The 19,868-nt window shown below is 64.1% G+C and carries 18 protein-coding genes; 10 read left to right on the forward strand and 8 right to left on the reverse strand.

The features are described from left to right. Positions 1 to 141 precede the first annotated feature (141 nt). From HHL22_RS16355 to HHL22_RS16365, 3 genes are all read left to right on the forward strand, one after another. Positions 142 to 1,515, forward strand: a complete 1,374-nt coding sequence (locus HHL22_RS16355; RefSeq protein WP_169532497.1) for a lysophospholipid acyltransferase family protein — start codon at positions 142 to 144, stop codon at positions 1,513 to 1,515. A gap of 82 nt (positions 1,516 to 1,597) precedes the next feature. Next, positions 1,598 to 2,878, forward strand: a complete 1,281-nt coding sequence (locus tag HHL22_RS24405; protein ID WP_169532498.1) for an AAA family ATPase — start codon at positions 1,598 to 1,600, stop codon at positions 2,876 to 2,878. Positions 2,879 to 2,886: 8 nt separating this feature from the next. Then, positions 2,887 to 3,924 carry a 5-methylcytosine restriction system specificity protein McrC gene (locus HHL22_RS16365; protein ID WP_169532499.1) on the forward strand — a complete coding sequence of 346 codons (1,038 nt, stop codon included), beginning with the start codon at positions 2,887 to 2,889 and terminating at the stop codon, positions 3,922 to 3,924. A 270-nt stretch (positions 3,925 to 4,194) separates the two neighbouring features. On the opposite strand, the gene HHL22_RS16370 is transcribed toward HHL22_RS16365, so the two are convergent. Further along, the gene (locus tag HHL22_RS16370) at positions 4,195 to 4,437 is read right to left on the reverse strand and encodes a hypothetical protein (protein WP_169532500.1); all 243 of its coding nucleotides are present in this window, start codon (positions 4,435 to 4,437) and stop codon (positions 4,195 to 4,197) included. A gap of 135 nt (positions 4,438 to 4,572) precedes the next feature. Here HHL22_RS16370 and HHL22_RS16375 point away from each other — a divergent pair, with 135 nt between their 5' ends. From HHL22_RS16375 to HHL22_RS16395, 5 genes are all read left to right on the forward strand, one after another. Next, positions 4,573 to 5,172, forward strand: a complete 600-nt coding sequence (locus HHL22_RS16375) for an RNA polymerase sigma factor (RefSeq protein WP_169532501.1) — start codon at positions 4,573 to 4,575, stop codon at positions 5,170 to 5,172. Between the two features lie 102 nt (positions 5,173 to 5,274). Further along, a complete protein-coding gene (locus HHL22_RS16380; RefSeq protein WP_169532502.1) occupies positions 5,275 to 6,429 on the forward strand; it encodes a S1C family serine protease in 1,155 nt (384 codons plus the stop codon). Positions 6,430 to 6,700: 271 nt separating this feature from the next. Further along, positions 6,701 to 8,407, forward strand: a complete 1,707-nt coding sequence (locus HHL22_RS16385) for a DUF1800 domain-containing protein (protein ID WP_169532503.1) — start codon at positions 6,701 to 6,703, stop codon at positions 8,405 to 8,407. Positions 8,408 to 8,516: 109 nt separating this feature from the next. Then, a complete protein-coding gene (locus tag HHL22_RS16390; protein ID WP_169532504.1) occupies positions 8,517 to 10,094 on the forward strand; it encodes a DUF1501 domain-containing protein in 1,578 nt (525 codons plus the stop codon). A 96-nt stretch (positions 10,095 to 10,190) separates the two neighbouring features. Further along, the gene (locus tag HHL22_RS16395) at positions 10,191 to 10,430 is read left to right on the forward strand and encodes a hypothetical protein (RefSeq protein ID WP_169532505.1); all 240 of its coding nucleotides are present in this window, start codon (positions 10,191 to 10,193) and stop codon (positions 10,428 to 10,430) included. Positions 10,431 to 10,579: 149 nt separating this feature from the next. Here the strand turns inward: HHL22_RS16395 and HHL22_RS16400 are convergent, their stop codons facing one another. Beyond that, positions 10,580 to 11,410 carry a septal ring lytic transglycosylase RlpA family protein gene (locus tag HHL22_RS16400; protein ID WP_206680736.1) on the reverse strand — a complete coding sequence of 277 codons (831 nt, stop codon included), beginning with the start codon at positions 11,408 to 11,410 and terminating at the stop codon, positions 10,580 to 10,582. A gap of 497 nt (positions 11,411 to 11,907) precedes the next feature. Here HHL22_RS16400 and HHL22_RS16405 point away from each other — a divergent pair, with 497 nt between their 5' ends. Beyond that, positions 11,908 to 12,822, forward strand: a complete 915-nt coding sequence (locus tag HHL22_RS16405) for a DUF72 domain-containing protein (protein WP_169532506.1) — start codon at positions 11,908 to 11,910, stop codon at positions 12,820 to 12,822. A gap of 69 nt (positions 12,823 to 12,891) precedes the next feature. Here HHL22_RS16405 and HHL22_RS16410 read toward each other — a convergent pair whose 3' ends face one another. Next, positions 12,892 to 13,578: a DUF1345 domain-containing protein gene (locus HHL22_RS16410; protein ID WP_169532507.1), complete on the reverse strand. Its 687-nt coding sequence runs from the start codon at positions 13,576 to 13,578 to the stop codon at positions 12,892 to 12,894. A 34-nt stretch (positions 13,579 to 13,612) separates the two neighbouring features. Here HHL22_RS16410 and HHL22_RS16415 point away from each other — a divergent pair, with 34 nt between their 5' ends. Then, positions 13,613 to 15,112, forward strand: coding sequence for a nicotinate phosphoribosyltransferase (locus tag HHL22_RS16415; protein ID WP_169532508.1), 1,500 nt, complete (start codon positions 13,613 to 13,615; stop codon positions 15,110 to 15,112). A gap of 6 nt (positions 15,113 to 15,118) precedes the next feature. On the opposite strand, the gene HHL22_RS16420 is transcribed toward HHL22_RS16415, so the two are convergent. The 5 genes from HHL22_RS16420 to purN all read right to left on the reverse strand — a co-directional run bounded on the left by HHL22_RS16420 (position 15,119) and on the right by purN (position 19,868). Then, positions 15,119 to 15,802, reverse strand: a complete 684-nt coding sequence (locus HHL22_RS16420) for a hypothetical protein (protein ID WP_169532509.1) — start codon at positions 15,800 to 15,802, stop codon at positions 15,119 to 15,121. Then, on the reverse strand, positions 15,795 to 16,892 hold the full coding sequence (locus HHL22_RS16425) for an AIR synthase-related protein (protein ID WP_169532510.1): 1,098 nt from the start codon (positions 16,890 to 16,892) through the stop codon (positions 15,795 to 15,797). Before HHL22_RS16425 ends, HHL22_RS16420 begins: the two co-directional genes overlap by 8 nt. 53 nt (positions 16,893 to 16,945) lie before the next feature. Further along, positions 16,946 to 17,338, reverse strand: coding sequence for an endonuclease domain-containing protein (locus HHL22_RS16430; RefSeq protein ID WP_169532511.1), 393 nt, complete (start codon positions 17,336 to 17,338; stop codon positions 16,946 to 16,948). Between the two features lie 113 nt (positions 17,339 to 17,451). Beyond that, positions 17,452 to 18,948 (reverse strand): amidophosphoribosyltransferase, encoded by a 1,497-nt coding sequence (purF, locus tag HHL22_RS16435; protein WP_169532512.1) that lies wholly within the window; start codon positions 18,946 to 18,948, stop codon positions 17,452 to 17,454. A gap of 188 nt (positions 18,949 to 19,136) precedes the next feature. Further along, on the reverse strand, positions 19,137 to 19,868 hold the full coding sequence (purN, locus tag HHL22_RS16440; protein WP_317172680.1) for a phosphoribosylglycinamide formyltransferase: 732 nt from the start codon (positions 19,866 to 19,868) through the stop codon (positions 19,137 to 19,139).

Genomic DNA, 19,868 nt, shown 5'->3' on the forward strand with positions numbered 1-19,868 from the left:
TGTCTTGCCCGCGTCCACCCTTGCACCCTTCCCGACCTGGAAGCAGCGGGGCAATCCGCGTCCACTGCGCGTCCGTCAACAGGTATTCCATACCCAAACATACCCTAGACTGTTAACACCTCCTAGTCACTAATATTGCCCATGCTCTTTTATACCGTGATGAAGCCCCTGGTGAGCCTGGGGCTGCGCGTGTTTTTTCGCCGCTACGAGGTGCGCCACCTCGACCGCCTGCGCCTGCCGGGGCCGCTGCTGCTGTGTAGCAACCACCCCAATACCCTCATGGACCCGCTGCTGACGGCCGTGCAGCGCCGGGCGCCGGTGGCGTTTCTGGCCAAGAGCACCTTTTTCAAAAACCCCATCCTAGGGGCCATTATGCGCTCGGGCAACTGCATCCCCATCTACCGACGGCAGGATGTGGAGGGCGGCGCCGAAAAGCTGACGGCCCAGCAGCTGGCCGCCAGCAACGAGGCCAGCTTCGGGCGCTGCTACGACTACCTGGAGCACGGCGGCACGGTCATGATTTTTCCGGAGGGCACCAGCGTGAGCGAGCGCCGCCTACGCCCTCTCAAAACTGGCGCCGCCCGCATTGCGCTGGGCACCGAGGCCCGGCACGACTTCCAACTGGACTTGAAAATCGTGTGCGTGGGCACCAACTACTTCGACCCCACCCGCTTCCGCTCCGATGTGCTGCTGAACGTGGCTCCGCCCATTCGGGTGGCCGACTACGCCGACCGCTACCACCAGAGCCCCGACGACGCGGCCGACGAGCTAACCGAGGAAATTGCCCGTCGCCTTAGCCGCCGCCTCGTCATCAGCCGCGCGGCCGACGACGATGCTCTGGCCCTGCGTGTAGAGCGCACCTTCGGCGACCACCTCAACCCCGACGACGACCCCAACACGCTGTGGGACAACTTCCAGCTCAGCCGCACCTTGCTCAACGCCGTGGCCTGGTTTGAGGAGCACGCCCCCGGCCGCCTGGCCACGCTGCGCGCCAGCCTCGACGAGTACCTGGCCGCCCTGCACCAGCACCGCCTCACCGACGACGCCCTCGACCAGAGCCGCCGCCCCGGCACCCGCCTGGCCGACTATTTTAATTTGGTGCTGGGGTTGCCTGTGTGGCTTTATGGCTTGATTACCAACTACATTCCCTACAAGATTCCGGCCGAGGTAGCCAGCCGCGCCACCTCCGACACAGCCTTCGTGGCGGCCATTCTGCTGGCGGTGGGCATGGTTACGTTTCCGCTGGCCTACGCCCTGGAAATCGCCGCCGTGCAGCACTGGCTCACCCACGACTGGCGGCTGACCACCTTATTTGGGCTGAGCTTGCCCTTGGCCGGTTTTTATGCCCTAGGGTACTGGCAAACGCTAACGGCCCGCCGCGAGCGGCTGCGGGTGCGGCGCCTGCCCGCCACCACGCTGGCCGCCTTGCGCCAGCAGCGGGCGCAGGTACTAGCCCGGCTCGATGAGGCGCGCACCGAGTTTTTGAGCCGGCGGCCGGCCCCGGCCCAGGGCTAGCGTTCCTCGCCAAGGCCGGCCCTATGGGCTTTCTTTTTGGTAAGGCTGCGCACTTACCGCTTCTCAGCGCTGTTTTTTTGTGGTGACAACTTCTGACCCGGCCCCGCTGCTCACCCGCGAGCAGGTGCTGCGCGCCCTGCGCCTAGTGGAGCGCGAAAACCGCCGCCTGCCGCCCAGCACCGTGTACGAACTGCTGTACCGGGGCCGGCGCTACCCGCCCCGCGCCGTGGCCGAGTTGGCTTACCGCCTGGCCCAGGCCGATGCCCAGGCGCGCTGGCCCCTGCCCGCCGGCCAGCCCACCAACGCCCAGCTCGAAGCCCTCGATTTTACGGTGGTAGCCAAGCGCCCCGTGCTGGCGGCCGGCTCGGCCCAAGACCAGGAGCAGGCCGCCGAGCAGCAAGCCGAGGCCCTCTACACGGGCTCGCCGGTGGCGCCGCGCGCCGGGGCGTCGGCGCTGGCGGCCGAGCCTGCCGCCCCCTACGCCACCGCTTCTTACACCAAGGCCGACGCCCTAGGCGAGCTGTTTAGTACGGAGCAAGAATTGGATGACGCCCTGGCCGGCCTGCGCCGCCGCCGGGCGCTGCTGCTGCAAGGCCCGCCCGGCACCGGCAAAACCTATTTAGCCCGCCGCCTTGCCTGGCTGCTGCTGGGAGCCCGCGACGAGCGCCGCATCGAGCTGGTGCAGTTTCACCCCAGCTACGGCTACGAGGACTTTGTGCTCGGCTTCCGGCCCGGCCCCGGCGGGCAGTTTCAGCTAGTGCCGGGGGTGCTGCCGCTGCTGTGTGCCCGCGCCGCCGCCGACCCCGACCGGCCTTACTTTCTGCTGATTGACGAGCTGAACCGGGGCAACGTGGCGCGCATCTTCGGCGAGTTGCTTTTGCTGCTGGAGCCCGACAAGCGCGGCCCCGCCCACGCCCTGCGCCTACCCTACGCCCCGCCCGAGGCCGCCCGCTTCTTCGTGCCCGACAACCTCTACGTCATCGGCACCCTCAACTTGGCCGACCGCTCGCTGGCGCCGCTCGACTACGCGCTGCGCCGCCGCTTTGCCTTTGTGCCGCTGCGGCCGCAGTTTGGCGCGCCGCTGCGGGCGCTGCTCACCCAGGCCGGCGTGCCGGCCGCACTCATTGCGCAGCTCCTCGAGCGCCTGACGGCCCTCAACCAAGCCATCGCCGCCGACCCCGAACTGGGGCCCGACTTTGAGATTGGCCACAGCTACTTCTGCACGCCGCCCCTAGGGCCACCCGCCGAAGCCGAAGCCTGGCTGCGCCTGGTTTTCGAGCAGGAAATCGGCCCGCTGCTGGCCGACTACTGGCGCGAGCAGCCCGACAAAGCCGCCGCCCAGCTACGCAAGCTACTAGCCTAGGGGAAGTTATGATTCCGCTCGCCACGCTCTACTACCTGCTGTGCTACGCCTGGCAGCGCCTGCCCGAGCCGGCCGTGCTGCAAGCCGTGAAGGCCACGCCTTTTCACCGGCCCCTGGAACTGCTGACCCAGATGCTGCTGCACGCCGCCCGGCCCCTACTGCGGGCGGGCCTGCCCCTAGGGTATGTAGCTACCGAGCAAGAGGAGAGTGAGTTGCGTGGCCGCATAATGCTGGCGCCCACCATCGGACGGGGGCTGCTGCCGCGGGGCCGCGCCGCGTGCGAGGTAGATGAGCTGACGCCCAACCAGCCCCTGGCGCGGCTACTGGCCGGCACCTTGGCGGCGCTGGCCAGCCTGCCGGCCCTGCCCCTGGCCTTGCGCCGCGAGGTAAGCCAGCTACACCGCCGGGTGCCCGCTACCGTGCCGGCGCCCGCTCCTACGGCTGAGGCGCTGGCCACTTTGCGCCGCCAGCGTCTACCCGCCGCCCAGGCCTTCGTGCTGCACGTTTGCCAACTACTATTCGACACCGCGCTGCCCGCCCCGGCCGCTGAGGGGCGCCGCCGCTTCGCCGACTTCCGGCGCGATGAAGCCTTGATGGCGCGCATTTTCGAGCAGGCCGTGCGCAACTTCTACCGCCGCGAGCAGCGCCAGTACCGCATCTTTACCGAAACCATTACCTGGCAGGCTACCGCTGCCCAGCCCGCCGACCTGGCCCTGCTGCCCACCATGCTCACCGACACCACCCTGGAGAGCCCGGCCCGCAAAATCATCCTCGATACCAAGTACTACGCCGCCGCCCTGCGCCCGCGCTACGACCAGCCGCGCCTCATTGCGCCGCACCTCTACCAGCTCTACGCCTACCTCCAAAACCAGCGCCCTAGCCCCGGCCAGGCCCTCGAAGGCATCCTGCTCTACCCCGCCGCCACCGCCACCGTCGATGCGCGCTATACCTTAGGCGGCCACCCCGTGCGCATCGCCACCCTCGACCTGGCGCAGCCCTGGCCCGGCATTGCGGCCAGCCTACTGGCGCTGGTGAGCGTTAGCTAATAGCCAGTTAGCAGTCAACGCCGGAAGCGCAGAGTAAGCCAAAAAGCGGTCATGCTGAGCTTGTCGAAGCATCTCTATCGCGCCGCCTAGGGGTTGGTTCGGTAGGGATGCTTCGACAAGCTCAGCATGACCGCTTTTTGGCAAGCCTGGCCATTTAATGCCGTTGCTCACCCCTAGGGCCGGCCACAAAAAAAGCCCCAGGCGCGGGGCCCAGGGCTTTTCCTCCACAGAGGGAAACTGCTGTGCCGGGCCGCGAAGCCCGGCGCGCAATTACATTTTCTTCTCTTCGGTGGTGGTAGTGGTGGTCGAGCCGTTGGCAGGAGCCATCATCTTGGTGGTGTCACCAGCCATCGGGGCAGCACCCATGGTGTTGCTCGAGTCGGTGCTCATCGTGGTGGTCGACTCGGTGGTAGCGGGGGTCGTGGTGGTGGTTTCGGTGGTCTTAGCGCCATCGCCGCACGAAGCCAGGCCTACAGCCAGGAAAAGGGCCGATACTTTCAGCAGATTGTTCATCTTGGGTAAATTTGAGGGGAGATTAGAAAAAAATCTGCTCTTAATAGCACTGCGTACCCCTAGGTAACCCACCCGAAAAAATCTTTTTTCGGCGGGTTACTACTACTGGCTCGCTGGCATTAACCCCCGAAGCGAATGAATACAGACAGCACCTCGGCGGCGCTGGCGGCAGATGCCCAGCTCATCCAGGCCATCCGGGCCGGCGACGAGCGGGCCCTGAGCCGGCTCTACCGCCTGCACTGGCCCATGGTGTCGCACTTCGTGCTGCAAAACAGCGGCTCGGAGGACGACGCCCGGGACGTGTACCAGGAGGGCGTGATGGTGTTTTACGAGAAGGTGCGCGAAGGCTCGCTGGAGCTGAGCTGCCTCATCAAAACCTACCTCTACGCCGTGTGCCGCCGCCTGTGGCTCAAGCGCTTGACTACCAAGAGCCGGCTGCACGGTGTGCGCCTGCTCGACGAGGAAGAGTACGGCCCCTACCTCAACACGGGGGCCGAGGACGACCTGCTCGAAGCCGAAGAGCGCGACCGGCGCTTTGCCACCATGAGCGAGGCGCTCACCCACCTGGGCGAGCCCTGCCGCTCGCTGCTCGAAGGCTTCTACCTGCTCGACAAATCTATGCTCGACCTCACGGCGGAGCACGGCTACACTAACGCCGACACCGCTAAAACTCAGAAGTACAAGTGCCTAGCGCGCCTGAAAAAATTATTTTTCGCCAGTTATAAAGAAGCTTGATTTTTTGCTGTTAGCCCTTAGCTGCCAGCTGTTCGCCCTGACAATTCAGCGCAGCAGCCAAGCCGCCAGTTGCTACCAGCCGAAAGCCGTCAGCTAACCAAGATGCAAACCGAAGCCGACTACTACGCCCTCTTCGAGGCTTACCAGCAGGGAGCGCTGGCGGCCCCCGAACGGGCCAGCCTGGAGGCTCGCCTCACTGCCGAGCCCCGGCTGCAACAGCTCTACACCGACTACCTGGAGCTGACCAGCACCCTGCATGACTATGCCGAGCGTCGCCGCACGCGCCGCACCATTGGCGCGCTGCACACGGCCATGCTGGCTGCCGACGCTACCGTCGAGGAAGCCCCCGCGCTGAAAGCCACCGTAAACCCACGCCTGCGCATTTCGCGCACCGAGCAGCGCCTGCGCGAGTTTTGGGGTGGGCACCGCGCCACCGTGGGCGTGGCCGCCTCGGTGGCGGTGCTGGCCGTTTTTGGCACGCTGCTGGGCCTAGAGGCCTACCGCACGGCCAACACGCCCTCGGCGGGTGGCTACCAAAAGCTGCGCCTCGAAATGGCGCAAATTCGCCACAGCCAGCAGGCTCTTATTAACAAGGTGAACACGCGGTTGCCGGGCGCCGAAGTGCCCCCGGTGCGCGAAAGCAAATACGGCGGCACTGGCTTTGCCCTTACGGCCGACGGCTACCTAGTTACTAGCGCCCACGTCATTCAGGGCGCCGACTCGCTGCTGGTGGAGGGCCGCGACCACCAGCGCTTCCACGCCGAAACGGTGTATGCCGACCAGAAGCATGACCTGGCTATTCTGCGCATCAAGGACGCTGATTTTAAGACCTTCGGCAAGCTCCCCTATACCTTCAAGGCCGGGCAGGCCGACCTGGGCGAGCGCGTGTACACCCTAGGCTACCCGCGCGAGGACGTGGTGTACGGCGAAGGCGCGCTGAGCGCCCGCTCGGGCTTTGACGGCGACACGGCCTTTTACCAAGTCAGCATTCCGCTGAACCCTGGCAACTCGGGCGGGCCGCTGCTCGACGCGCAGGGCAACTTGATTGGCGTCGTAAACGGCCGCGATAAAGACGTGCAGGGCGCCGCTTTCGCCACCAAGTCGTCGTACCTGGTGCGGCTGGTTGACTCGCTCAAGAACCGGCAGCCCGCGGCGGCCTACCACCTGCCCCACCTCAACCAGCTGGCGGGCGCCGGCCGGCCCCAGCAGCTCAAGCGCCTGCAAGATTTTGTGTTTGTTGTGAAAGTATACGAGTAAGCTTTTCTCCCTTTTTTCTGCCTTGGTTACGCAAAGCCTCGCCCTTCCCGGTGGGGCTTTTTGCTGCCCGCCCCCTAGGGCCAGCGGCGCAGCCAGACCACCTATTTTAATCCTAAATTTCTTTCAGTCAGTCATTAAACTTTCATTCGGCAGCGTCATCTTTAGGGTAAGGTGCGCCACCTGGCCCTCGCCAGCTGGTAAAGCCTTTCGGATTTACTCACTTGCTTTCGCGCGCCGACTGCCCTAGGGAGCGCCGCCCAGCCTGCTGCCTATGGAACGTAGAGCTTTCCTCCAACGCCCTCTGGCGGGCGGCCCCATCAAGCCCGCCCAGCCGGCCACGCCCAGCCTGCTCGACCAGGCCAGCCCCTTTGCCAATACTACGCTGCCGGTCCGCACTAGCGCCGCCACCGCCACTACGCTGGCGCCCTACACCGGGCCGTGGAGCGCGGCGCAGGCGGCCCACTTGCTGCGGCGCTGCCTATTTGGGCCCACGCGCGCCGAAATCCAGATGGCCGCTACCACCACGCTGGCCGCCACCCTCGACAAGCTGCTGACGCCGGCCGCCACGCCCGGCCCGCCCCTGAACATCAGCGCCGCCGACACCACCGTGCCCCTAGGGCAAACCTGGGTAGGCCAGCCTTTCGACCAAACGCTGGAGGGCGCGCGCCGCACCTCGCTGCGCGACTGGTGGCTGGGGCTGCAGCTCAGCCAGGGCACTTCGCTCACGGAAAAGATGACGCTGTTTTGGCACAACCACTTCGTGGTAGAGTTTGGCGACATCAACAGCGCGCAGTACGGCTACGCGTATGCGCGGCTGCTGCGCCAGCACGCGCTGGGCAACGTGCGCCAGCTGGCCACCGACGTGACCGTGAACCCGGCCATGCTGCGCTACCTCAACGGCAACGCCAGCACGGCCGCCGCGCCCAACGAGAACTACGGCCGCGAGCTGCTGGAGCTGTTTACCCTGGGCAAAGGACCGCTGATTGGGGCGGGCAACTACACCACCTACACCGAGGCCGACGTGCAGGCCGCCGCCAAGGTGCTGACCGGCTGGCGCGACGACGCGGCCACCGTGGCGGGCTACTTCACGGCCAGCCGCCACGATACCAGCACCAAGCAGTTCAGCGCCGCGTTTGGCAACGCCAGGATTGCGCCCAACGGCGCGGGCGAGTACCAGGATTTAATTAACCTGATTTTTCGGCAGCCGGCCACGGCGGCATTTCTGGTGCGCAAGCTCTACCGCTGGTTTGTGTACTACGTGATTGATGCGCAGGTAGAAAGCGATATTATTCAGCCGCTGGCCGCCCTGCTCATTGCCAGCAACTACGAGGTGGCGCCGGTGCTGCGCGCCTTGTTTAGCTCCGAGCACTTCTTCGACGCGGCCAACGTGGGCTGCCTCATCAAGAGCCCGCTCGATTTTGTGGTGGGCGTGTGCCGGCAGCTAGAGCTGGCGCTGCCCCCCGCCAGCAACTACCTGGGCCAGTACGGCGTGTGGGACTACCTCTACGGCCTAGGGGTGGTGCAGCAGCAAAGCCTGGGCGACCCGCCCAACGTGGCCGGCTGGGTGGCTTACTACCAGGCGCCGCAGTTTCACGAGCTATGGATAAACGCCGTGACGCTGCCGCGTCGCAACCAAGCCACCGACTTGTTTATCGGCACAGGCATTACCAAGAGCGGCTTCGCGTTCAAGGCCGACCCGGTGGCGCTGGTGCAGGCCCTGCCCGCCGCCACGGCCCAGGACCCCAACCTGGTTATTGCCGAATTCGTGCGCCTGATGGTGCCCATCGACCTGACGGCCAGCCAGCTGGCTTTCCTCAAGAACGCGCTCATCCCCGGCCTGCCCGATTTTGAGTGGACCAGCGAGTGGAGCCAGTTTTTGGCCACGCCCACCAACACTGCCAAGCGCGCCGCCGTGCAAAGCAAGCTGCAAGCCATGCTGCGGGCCCTAGCCGGCCTAGCCGAGTACCAGCTGAGTTGAGCTGCTGGCAGCTGGCTTTTCCGGCTGGAAGCCCCTAGGGTGCGTCAACTTCTAAACTACTCATTTATAAAGAGCTAACAGCCATTGGCCAGCAACTAACAGCTATTCTATGAAACGGCGCACATTTATTCAAACGACGGGCGCGACAGTAGCGGGCGCGGCTTTTTTGGGCGGCTTCCCCATTGGCGCCTACGGGCACTCGGCCGAGCTGGCGGCCCTCACCAACGCCACTACCCAGACTGATAAGGTGCTGGTAATCGTGCAGCTGCAGGGCGGCAACGACGGGCTGAACATGATTATCCCCCTCGACCAATATTCGGCCCTGATGGCGGCGCGGCCCACCCTGGCGCTGCCTCAAAGCCAGGTGCTGCCCCTCACGCAAGCCACTGGCATGCACCCGGCCATGGCCACGGCCCAGCAGCTCTATAAGAATGGGCAGCTGGGCGTGGTACAGAGCGTGGGCTATCCCAACCCCAACTTCTCGCACTTTAGGGCCACCGACATCTGGACCTCGGGCTCGGCTTCGGACGTGATGTGGAACACCGGCTGGGGCGGGCGCTACCTCGACGGCGAGTTTCCGAACTACCCCACTGGCTACCCCAGCGCCCAAAACCCCGACCCGCTGGCCATCAGCATCGGCTCGGTGGTGAGCAACTGCGTGCAGGGGCCGGCCGTGAACATGGGCATGGCCATTGCCAGCACCAGCAGCTTTTATCAGTTGCTGAGCGGCGGCGTCGATGCCGCGCCCGCCACCCCGGCCGGCCACGAACTGACGTTTATTCGGCAGGTGGTAGCCCAAACGCAGGTGTACACCACCACCATTCAGGCGGCGGCGGCCAAGGCCAAAAACCTGTCGCCCCTCTACCCCACCGCCGGCCAGAACGCGCTGGCCGACCAGCTCAAAATAGTGGCTCAGCTGGTGGCGGGCGGCCTGAGCACCCGCATCTACGTATGCCAGCTCGGCGGCTTCGATTTGCACTCGCTGCAAGTGCCCGCCACTGGCAGCCCCACCACCGGCGCCCACGCCACGCTGCTAGGCAAGCTGGCCGACGGCATCAACGCGTTTCAGGACGACCTGCGGCGCCTAGGGGTGCAGGACCGGGTGGTGGGCATGACCTTCTCGGAGTTTGGCCGCCGCATCAAGGCCAACTCGGGCTACGGCACCGACCACGGCGCCGCTTCGCCGCTGCTCGTGTTTGGGGCGCAGGCCAACCCTATTGTGCACGGCCCCAACCCCACGCTGCCCGCCAACGCCGGCGTGAACGACAACGTAGCCATGCAGATTGACTACCGCAGCGTGTACACTAGCATTTTGAAAGACTGGTTTCAGGTGCCGCAAGCCACGCTCAATCAGCTCTTTGGCCAAGCGTTTCCCTACGTGCCGGTTATCAAGCCGCAGGGCGCGCTGGCTACGGCGGGCGCGGCGGCAGTCGAGGGCTTCAGCGTGTACCCCAACCCGGCCATCGACCAGGCCACGGTGTTGTTTGAGAGCCAGGGCGGCGCGGTGCAGCTGCAGCTGCTCGATGGCCTAGGGCGCGTGGTGCGCCGCGTGGTGGAGGGGCGCCCGCTAGGCACGGGCCCGCAGCGGGTGCCACTGCCGGTGCAGGGCCTGGCACCCGGCGCCTACCACTGCTTGGTGCGCGAGGCCGACCGCAGCAGCTCGCTGGTACTGGTGGTGGCCAACTAAGCTGAAGCGTGGGAACGCAACGCTGAGTTTTGCGTAAGGTAGCGAGCGGCCCCGCGCCCACTTCCTTTGTCAACTCCTTCCCCTAGCCCCTTTGTTATGGCCGACCAGCTTCAACCCCTCGATAAGGTTCAACCCGAAGACATTGCCCGCACGTTTGAGGCGGCCGTGAACGTGTTTCAAGGCAAGACCGAACACATGGACGATCTGCTGAAAAATGGTGGCACGCTGCTGCGCAAAGTTTCGAAAAATTTCTCGCCTACGCAACTCGTGCTCACGGTGGCCGCGCTAGCGGTGGTGTCCATCTACGTTATCAACCGCGCTACGGAAGAGGAATAGCCCCTAGGGCTCCTACCCACGCAAAGGGCCGCCCTCTACCAGAGAGGGCGGCCCTTTGCTATTAGGTCGAAGCCGCCGAGGCGGCCCTAGGGGTGAGCGGCGCACTGCTGGCAGGCTTTCGAGCTGGTCTGCTACCGGCGTCTACGCGCTTAGTCCATGGCCGCAACCGTGGCGGGGGCGCTGGCTACCGGTTGAGGAGCCACGTCGGGTAGCTGGTGCCGCCCCAGGCCTACCATGCTCCACAGCTGCAAGTTGCGGCGCACGGTTTCGGCCGCCAGCCAGCTATCAAGCTGACTGGTAACTACCGGGTTGGCAGGCTGCTCCCCCATGCTGGCCGCTTCCGGGGGGCCGAGTAGGCTGGGGTCAATACTATGGCGGGTTAGGGCCGCTTCGGCCCGCTGGGCATCCGCAAAGAGGCCAGTTGGCACTTCAAACCGCGACCCTGGCACTGCGGGCGCCGTGGCGGTAGCCGCAGAGGGCAAGCTGGCAAGCGGCCCGGCGGGGGCAGTGGCCACGGCGGCCACTAGCTCTTGCGACTGCCGCAGCAGCGGCAGCAGGTAGGCCGTGAAAGGGGCGCGGGGGCGCGGGTCGCTGGCGCGCAGCAGGGCTAGGTCGGCGGGGGTATCGGCCAGGCCCAGCGGGGTAGTGTCGGGCACTACTACGGCAATTACCGTGGCAGCCCCAGCCTGCACTAAGCCCAGGGGCTTGGCGGCTTGCTCCGATAAATCGAGAATGCGCTCGTGGCGGAAAGGTCCGCGGTCGGTCACGCGCACCACCACCGTCACGCCATTGTCCACGTTGGTTACGCGCAGGCGGGTGCCAAAGGGCAGCTTTTTGTGGGCGCACGTGTATTTGAAGCGGTTGTATCGCTCACCGCTCGCCGTTTCCATGCCCTGAAAAAATTTACCGTACCAAGAGGCGCGGCCCCGCAGCACGGTTTGATAGCCCTCGCGGGCGGTGGGAAGAATGGTGGGCAGCATTTTTGGGATGAAGATGCGACCGTGGTGAGGCACTGGTTTGGGGCGGGCAATCGCCGTTGCCGCGGTGCTCCATGCGAGGGCCAGCAGGCACATAAAGCGGCCCCACGCAGTAACTGATTTAAGAGAAATTAAATGCATACGCAATTGCTTGCTTTGCCGAATGGTGAATCAACCGAATGTAACCCCGCTCATTACATTATCACCACTTCTCAATTTGCTAATTGAGTTAACATGCGTTAGTAATTGACCTTTTCTAATAAACCTTGCATTTAAGATGACCGGTGAACGAGTAGCGCGAGGTCAATTGTGTTTAGTTAAGGCACACAAACCCTTATTATTGCATTTTTTTTAGGTGGCGCTCATATTAGATTATCCGACGGGTGTAAAATTTTGGCTTAAAGCTTTAGTTTAAGTCTGGCCTTAGCTTGCACGCTTACTAAGTTCTTTGTATATTCCCGCGCCCGCGAATCCTTAGTAAAGCCTCCTACCTTTGCCGCATGGATTTTGGCCGCCTACCCGACCTGCGCTACGTAGACTTCCGCCTGCCCCCCGACCACCCCGAAACTGCCCACGTGCTAGCGCGGGCCCAAGCCACCGCGTCGCAGCCGCCGGGCCTGTACGTAGGCTGCCCCATCTGGACCAATAAAGAGTGGCTGGGCAGCTACTTCCCCCTAGGGGCCAAGGAGCCCGACTATCTGCGCTATTACGCCCGGCAGTTCAACAGCATTGAGCTGAATACCACCCACTACCACATTCCGGATGCGCCCACCGTGCGGCGCTGGCGCGAGGCCGTGGGGCCAGACTTCAAGTTCTGCCCCAAGCTGCCGCGCAGCATCAGCCACGAGCGGGAGCTGTACAACGTGGATGCGCTGACGCTCACCTTTACCCGCGCCATGCAGGAACTGGAAGGCAACCTAGGTACCTGCTTCTTGCAGCTACCGCCCCACTTCGGCCCCGAGCACCTGCCCCGGCTCGAGCGCTTCCTGCTCGACTGGCCTGCCGAGCTGCCGCTGGCCGTGGAGCTGCGCCACCCGCGCTGGTTTGCCGACCGTGCCTTGGCCGATGCCACCTTGGCCACGCTGGAGGCCCTAGGCAAGACACTGGTGATAACCGACGTAGCCGGCCGGCGCGATGTGCTGGTGCAGCGCCTCACCACGCCCGTGGCCTTTATTCGCCTCAACGGTCACGGCCTAGTAGGCAGCGACTTCGAGCGCGCCGACGCCTGGGCCGAGCGCCTGGCCGCCTGGTTTGCGCAGGGCCTGCATACGGCCTATGTATTTATCCATCAGAAGGATGTGCGTCACGCCCCCATCTGGGCCCAGCACTTTCTGGGCCGCGTGCACGCCCTCACCGGCTTGCCTGTGCAGCCCCCGCGCCCCATCCCGCAGCAAGTGCAGGGCAGCCTGTTCTAGGTCAGTTACCAGTAAAAGAACGTCATGCTTCGACTGCGCTCAGCATGACGTTCTTTTACTGGTAACTGATTAAAGGGCTCCGGCTACGCCGTTGATGACCAGAGCTACCAAGGCTGTGTTGAAGCCGAAGCTGATGAGGCAGTGCACGAGGGCCAGGCGACGCAGCTTGCGGCCGCTGATTTCGACGTCGGCGGTTTGGGCGGTCATGCCGATGACGAAGGCGAAGTAAGCCACGTCGAGGTAGTCGGGCTCTTTCTCATCGCCGGGGAAGTCGAGGCCGCCGTTGTCCTGGCCGGGCTGGTCCTGGTCGTAGTACTCGTGGGCGTAGCGCAGGGTGAACACCGTGTGCACCAGCAGCCACGAGCTACCCACTGCTACCACTAGTAGCCCTAGGCGGCGGGCCTGGGCAGCCCCATCCAGGTTATGCAGGGTGCTAAGCAGGGCCACCACGGCGAGCAGGCTGGCGCTGGCCGCCACTAGGATGAACAGCGTCGCCACGGTGCGGCTGAAATCCTCCTGCGCCGCCACTTCGCGGATGCGGTCGATGTCGGCCTGGTAAATGCTTATCCACACCAGCGCCAGCGTCACCAGCGCGAAGGCATCCCAGCCCGATACCAGCCGCACCAGCAGCGAGTGGTGGCTGAAGCAGCCTGCCGCGACGCCGGCCCCTAGGGCTAGCAGCAGCCGGATGGCGGTGGGCAGGCGGCCCACACGGCCAAGGAAGGAAACGGGCTTGGGGTTAGAAGTAACGCTCACGCAGCAAAGGTGCGGCGGCGCTTACTTTCACGGCATGAACGACGCGCCCATCTCCGGCCTCTACCAGCCCTCGCTGGCTTTGCTCACCGACCTCTACCAGCTCACCATGGCCTACGGGTACTGGAAAAACAATATGCACGAGCGCGAGGCCGTATTTCACCTATACTTCCGCAAGGCGCCCTTCAACGGGGGCTACGCCGTAGCTGCCGGCCTGGCGCTGGCCGTGGACTACCTGCAAACCCTGCGCTTCTCGGACGGCGACATTACCTACCTGGCCTCGCTGACGGGCAGCAAGGGCACCCGCCTGTTTCCCGACGATTTTCTGGCCTACCTGGCCGACTTCAAGTTTACGTGCAGCGTCGATGCCATTGCCGAGGGCACGGTGGTATTCGGCAACGAGCCGCTGGCGCGGGTGCAGGGCCCGCTGCTGCAAGCGCAGTTGGTGGAAACGGCGCTGCTCACCCTCTTCAACTTCCAGACGCTCATTGCCACCAAGGCCGCCCGCATCCGCGACGCGGCCGGGCCGGATGATGCCGTGCTGGAGTTTGGCCTGCGCCGCGCCCAGGGCCCCGATGGCGGCCTCGAAGCCAGCCGCGCCGCCTACCTGGGCGGGGCCGACGCCACCAGCAACGTGCTGGCCGCCCGCCGCTACAACCTGCCCGTGCGCGGCACCCACGCCCACAGCTGGGTCATGGCGTTTGACGATGAAAAGGAAGCCTTCGCCAAGTACGCCGACGCCTTCCCCGACGACTCGGTGTTCCTGGTCGACACCTACGACACGCTCGACGGCGTGCGCCACGCCATCGAAGTAGCCCTAGCCATGCGCGCCCAGGGCCACGAGCTAGGCGGCATCCGCCTCGACTCGGGCGACCTGGCCTACCTCTCTAAAGAGGCCCGCAAGCTGCTCGACGCGGCCGGGCTGGATAAAGTGCGCATCGTAGCCAGCAACGATTTGGAAGAAAGTCTCATCGTGAGCCTCAAGCAGCAGGGCGCCCGCATCGACATCTGGGGCGTGGGCACCCAGCTCGTAACGGCCTACAACCAGCCGGCCCTGGGGGGCGTCTACAAACTGGCCGCCCTGCGCTCGGCAGATGGCCAAAGCTGGGACTTCATGATTAAGCTCTCGGAGCAGCAAGCCAAGACCAGTATCCCCGGCATCCTGCAAGTGCGTCGCTACCAGGCCGAAGCCGGCGGCCAGCCCCGCGCCGACATGATTTACAACGTGGCCGCCGAAGCCCCGCTGCCCGAAGCCCCCACCATCCTCGACCCCGCCGACGCCACCCGCCGCCGCCCCGTGCGCCCCGGCGCCCCCTACCGCGACCTGCTGCAACCCGTGCTGCGCCAGGGCCAGCTGGTGCAGCAGCTACCCACCCTGGTCGAGAGCCGCGCCCACGCCCGCCAGGAAGTTGGCGCCCTCGACCCCAGCATCCGCCGCTTCCTCAACCCCCACACCTACCCTGTGGGCCTGGAGCAAGGCCTCCACGAGTTCCGCACCCAACTGATGCTGGACAAGCGACCGGGCCGGGCGGTGTGATAACACTTATACAACACCTTCGTAGTTCGCCGCTTGCAATTCTATTTTCAATTGACTTACCAAGTCTTCTACTCTGCGCTTTTCTAATAAATACTGCTTCACCTCTAGTACTCCTGCGCTTCGCTGCTCAAGTAATATTTCTAATTGACGGCGTAACCGACGTATTTGAACAGCTTTTTCTCGAAGTGCGAAATCAGCTGCTTTAAGCTTTCTAACTTCTGTCGATTCACTAAATGTAGTATCTGGCACCACACTAAAACTAGAATCGCCACGCTCTTCAGGTAATACCTGCTGGCCAGTTTGCAGAGTGGGCTGTCGCCTAACTACTTGCCGGAAAGAATCAGCAGTAATCGTGATAGTACCTTGGTGAGTTTCAATGCACCACTCCGTACTTCCACTGCTTGCAACACGTCGTTGTATATCTTCTACTTCTAATTGTTGACTAATTCGGCAATCAACATTAAATAAAATGCTAGTAGGATTTAGAAAGACGAGCGTAACGGGCGCAACAACAAACGAGAAAAAGTCATCTGCGTCTGACTTAACCCATTCAAAAATATAGTCAACGTCGAAGCTGATGTCTTTCCCAAATTGTACCGCATAAATTCTAGCATCATGCCAGCCCATTCGGTCAAAATCAGCTTCTGACCACGCCCATTTCTCCAATTGATAACTCACAGAATTACCCATACCGCAGCTCCCCCGCCGCCACGCGCAGCGTCACGCCCGCTTCCGCCATGAGCCGCCCGGCCACCTGGGCGGCGTAGCCTAGGGCCGTGAGCTGCTGCACCACAGCGTCGGCAGCTTCGGGGGCTACTACCAGCAACATCCCGTTGCCCATGTTCCAGTAGAGGTATGCGGTTTCGGCCTCTATGCCGCCGATTTCGCAGAGGCGCTGCATGGCGGGCAGGGGGGGGAAGAGGTTATCTAGCTCGGCGCCTAGGCCGTTTTGCAGCACGCGCTGGAAGTTGTCGGCCACGCCGCCGCCGGTGATGTGGGCGGCGCCGCGCAGGGGCTGGCCGGCGTCGAGCAGGGCGGCCACGGCCGGCGAGTAGATGAGCGAGGGCGCCAGCAGGGCGTCGCCCCAGGTGGGGTACTGGGCGGCGTCGGGGCCGTCGTAGGCTTGCTCGTGCCACTTGTCGCCGAAGAGGCGCTGCAAGGTCTTGCGGGCCAGTGAGTAGCCGTTGGAGCGGAACGAGGGCGACTGCAACGCCACCACAGCATCGCCCGGCTGGGCGGCCGCGCCGCTCAGGGGTTGCGCCAGGCTCGGGTGCAGTACGCCGATGGCGGTGCTGGCCCAGTTGAAGTTCATGCGGGCGCCGGGGTAGCCGCCGATGCGCGAGCCTAACTCCGCGATTTCGCCGCCGGTAATGGCGATTTTCGAGAACTGGCAGGCGTCGTGCAGGCCGCGCATCAGCTCGTCTACTACGCTGTAGCTGAGCGTATTCACGTCGATGATATTCGACAGGTTGGTGGGCACGAAGCCGGCGGCGATGAGGTCGTCGGCGGTCATGGCTACCAGGTCGTAGCCTAGGGTATCGTAGCGGTCGAGGCGCTCGGCCAGTTCAATCTTGGTGCCGATGCCGTCGGAGCTGATGCCCAGGCGCTCCTGGCCGAAGCGGATTTCGTTGCTGAAGCCGCCGTCGAGGCCGCGGGCCGGCTCGCCGGGCAGGCCGGCGCGGGTGGTGAAGGTTTTCTTGGCCCAGGCGTAGGCGTTGCGCGAGGCGTTATTGCCTTCTTCGATGGAGTAGCCGGTGTCGGGGGTGTTAGAGGCAGACATAGAAAAGAAAAAACTCCTCTCCTTAGCCAAGGAGGGGACGTTAAAGCGCAGCTTTAACTGGGGTGGTTGAGGTCGTTTGCACCGTCAGAACTCACTAGCGCCGACAAAATAGCGTGGGTTATCTCCTCAAAATTGCTCCAAACCAGCTTGTTTTCAAACCGAAGCACTCGAATGCCCAGCGCCCGCAGGTAGCTGTCGCGCTCCGCGTCGTGCGCTTGGCCTACCGCATCTGCATGGCCGGCACCATCCAGCTCCACGGCCAGCCGGGCGGCCGGGCAGTAAAAATCCAGCACGTATGGCCCCACCCCGTGCTGGCGGCGGAATTTATAGCCGCCAAGCTGGGCGCTTTTCAGTGCTCGCCACAGCGTGGCCTCGGCCGCCGTGCCGTTGGTGCGTAGGGCTTGGCGGAAGGTTTTTTGGTGCGGGAGGTTGTGGAGCTGGGCCATGTGGGAGGGTTGGCTTAGCGGGCGGGTCGTTCAACGAGGTCAACCACCCCAATTTTTGCTTCGCAAAAATGTCCCCTCCTCGTCTGAGGAGGGGAGTTTTTTTCTGGCTTGGTTTAATGCTCGGTCGGTGCGGGCGCTTTCGCGCTCACCGACAACATCTTATCGGGTTCGCGGTGGCTGAGGCGCTCCTCCTGGATGTGGCGTAGGTAGCGGGTCACGTCGCCGGTGGGGTACTGGCCGGTGAAGCAGGCGAAGCACGAGCCGCCGTGGCCGCGCTCCTCGGCGAAGAGGTCTTTCAGGTCCTGCAGGTCCTGGTAGATGACGCGGTCGGCCTCGATGTAGCGGCAGATTTCCTCTTCCGAGTAGTTGGCGGCAATCAGCTCGGTGCTCATGGCCATGTCGATGCCGTAGATGCAGGGCGACACGATGGGCGGGGCGCTGCTGATGAAGTACACCTCCGTGGCGCCGGCCTCGCGTAGCAGGCGCACGATGCGGCGCGAGGTAGTACCGCGCACGATGCTGTCGTCCACGACGGCCACTTTCTTGCCCTCCACGAAGGCGCGGATGGGGTTGAGCTTCTTCTTCACCACATCCTCGCGGCCGGCCTGGGTGGGCACGATGAACGAGCGGCCCATGTGGTTGTTCTTGACCATAGCGCGGCGGTAGGGCACGCCGATGGCTTCGGCCAGGCCCGAGGCCGAAAAGTAGCCGCTGCTGGGCACGTCAATCACCATGTCGGGCCGAAGGCCGGCATCGACCACCTTGCGGGCGATGATTTTGCCCAGGCGCACCCGCTCGCGGGCCACCAGCCGGCCGTGAATGGTGGAGTCCTCGCGGGCGAAGTAAATCTGCTCGAACACGCAGAAGGCCTTGGGCACCGTGTTCTGGTTCTTGTAGTGAACCTGGAAGTTGTTGTCGATAAACACCGCCTGTCCCGGCCCCACGTCGGCCAGAAACTCGAAGTCGAGGTAGTCGAAGCAGGTGCTCTCGGAGGCGAAGGCGTACACCGGGCCGTCGGGCGTGTTGCGGCGGCCCAGCACCAGCGGCCGAATCCCTAGGGGGTCGGTAAAGGCCAGCAGGCCGTGGCCGGCGATGATGGTGATGGTGGCATAGGCGCCCTTCACCAGCTCCTGGGTGGTTTCGACGGCATCGAAGATATCCACCACCGAGATGCGGTCCAGGTCTTTCACGCGCAGCTCCGAGGCGAAGGTGTACATGATAAGCTCCAGGTCGTTGGTGGTTTTGGGCAGCACGTGGTACTTCTCGTGCAGCAGCTTGGCCACGTCGCGGAAGTTGATGACGTTGCCGTTGTGCACCATCGCCAGGCCGAAGGGGTAGCTGGTGGTGAAGGGCTGGGCCAGGTCGGAGTCGTTGGCGCCCTGCGTGGTGTAGCGCACGTGCCCGATGCCGGTGTTGCCGGTCAGCTTCTTCACCGCCTTGGGCCGGAACACGTCATTGACCAGCCCCTGCCCCTTGTGCAGGTGGAAGGCGTCGCCGTCGAAGGTGGCAATGCCGGCCGCGTCCTGCCCGCGGTGCTGCAAGGCGGTGAGGCCGATAATCATGTCGCCCACCACGCGCTCGGGGCCGTGAAAACCTACAATGCCACACATAAGCAATTAACAATTAGCATTTAACAATTAACAGTTGGGCGGGAGGGCTGGGCGGAACGAGGTCAGCAGGACGTCGGTAAAAAGGCGGTCATGCTGAACTTGCCGAAGCACCTCTACCGCGTCGTTGGCTTGCGCCTTTCTTCGGTTGAACGGTTCGCTAGCGGCGTGGCAGAGATGCTTTGGCAAGCTCAGCATGACGTTCCTTCGGGTTGGGCGGCGTTGCGTTTAATCAAGTCGGCCAGCGTTTCGGCGTAGAGCACGTGCTCGACGGCGAGGCCGCGGCGCTGCACTTCGGCCAGCGAGTCGGCCCCTTCCAAATTTACGACTTGCTGGGCCAGGATGGGGCCGGTATCGAGTCCTTCGTCCACGAGGTGCACGGTTATTTTCGTTTCGGGCAGGTGGTTGTCGAAGGCCCACTCGTAGGCGTGCAGGCCCTGGTGCTGGTGCGTATCGGCGGGGTGGATATTGATAATGCGCCCGGCAAAGGCGCGCACGAACGTGGGCGAGAGCACGCGCATGTAGCCGGCCAGCACCACGTAGTCGGGCCGGTAGGCTTGCAGCGCGGCCACCACGTCCTGGTCAAACTCCGCCCGCTTGCGGCCTTTCGAGGGCAGGCTGGCGGTGGGCAGCCCTAGGGCCGCGGCAGCTTCGAGGCCGGGCGCGGCGGGGTCGTTGCTGAATACTACGGCCACCTCGGCCAGCCCGCGCAGGGGGCCAGTTTTGATGGCTTCAGCCAGGGCCAGCATGTTGGAGCCGCGGCCGGAAAGCAGGATGGCGAGTTTTGCCTCACCCCCCCGGCCCCCCTCTCCTTCAGAGAGGGGGGAGCCTGACGACTGCAACCATCCGCTGACGGTTGGCTCCCCCCTCTCTGAAGGAGAGGGGGGTCGGGGGGGTGAGGCATTGCGCATCTCGTCCATCAT

It is taken from the genome of Hymenobacter polaris, from assembly GCF_012927305.1.
GTDB lineage: Bacteria > Bacteroidota > Bacteroidia > Cytophagales > Hymenobacteraceae > Hymenobacter > Hymenobacter polaris.

Bases quoted from the DNA above. Each gene is read 5' to 3' on its own strand.
- HHL22_RS16395 (WP_169532505.1), top strand. From the start codon at position 10,191: ATGGCCGACCAGCTTCAACCCCTCGATAAGGTTCAACCCGAAGACATT.
- HHL22_RS16430 (WP_169532511.1), bottom strand. From the start codon at position 17,338: ATGGCCCAGCTCCACAACCTCCCGCACCAAAAAACCTTCCGCCAAGCC.
- HHL22_RS16375 (WP_169532501.1), top strand. From the start codon at position 4,573: ATGAATACAGACAGCACCTCGGCGGCGCTGGCGGCAGATGCCCAGCTC.
- HHL22_RS16355 (WP_169532497.1), top strand. From the start codon at position 142: ATGCTCTTTTATACCGTGATGAAGCCCCTGGTGAGCCTGGGGCTGCGC.
- HHL22_RS16385 (WP_169532503.1), top strand. From the start codon at position 6,701: ATGGAACGTAGAGCTTTCCTCCAACGCCCTCTGGCGGGCGGCCCCATC.
- HHL22_RS16405 (WP_169532506.1), top strand. From the start codon at position 11,908: ATGGATTTTGGCCGCCTACCCGACCTGCGCTACGTAGACTTCCGCCTG.
- HHL22_RS16365 (WP_169532499.1), top strand. From the start codon at position 2,887: ATGATTCCGCTCGCCACGCTCTACTACCTGCTGTGCTACGCCTGGCAG.
- HHL22_RS16370 (WP_169532500.1), bottom strand. From the start codon at position 4,437: ATGAACAATCTGCTGAAAGTATCGGCCCTTTTCCTGGCTGTAGGCCTG.
- HHL22_RS16400 (WP_206680736.1), bottom strand. From the start codon at position 11,410: ATGCTGCCCACCATTCTTCCCACCGCCCGCGAGGGCTATCAAACCGTG.
- HHL22_RS16415 (WP_169532508.1), top strand. From the start codon at position 13,613: ATGAACGACGCGCCCATCTCCGGCCTCTACCAGCCCTCGCTGGCTTTG.
- purF (WP_169532512.1), bottom strand. From the start codon at position 18,948: ATGTGTGGCATTGTAGGTTTTCACGGCCCCGAGCGCGTGGTGGGCGAC.
- HHL22_RS16380 (WP_169532502.1), top strand. From the start codon at position 5,275: ATGCAAACCGAAGCCGACTACTACGCCCTCTTCGAGGCTTACCAGCAG.
- purN (WP_317172680.1), bottom strand. From the start codon at position 19,868: ATGATGGACGAGATGCGCAATGCCTCACCCCCCCGACCCCCCTCTCCT.
- HHL22_RS16420 (WP_169532509.1), bottom strand. From the start codon at position 15,802: ATGGGTAATTCTGTGAGTTATCAATTGGAGAAATGGGCGTGGTCAGAA.
- HHL22_RS16390 (WP_169532504.1), top strand. From the start codon at position 8,517: ATGAAACGGCGCACATTTATTCAAACGACGGGCGCGACAGTAGCGGGC.
- HHL22_RS16425 (WP_169532510.1), bottom strand. From the start codon at position 16,892: ATGTCTGCCTCTAACACCCCCGACACCGGCTACTCCATCGAAGAAGGC.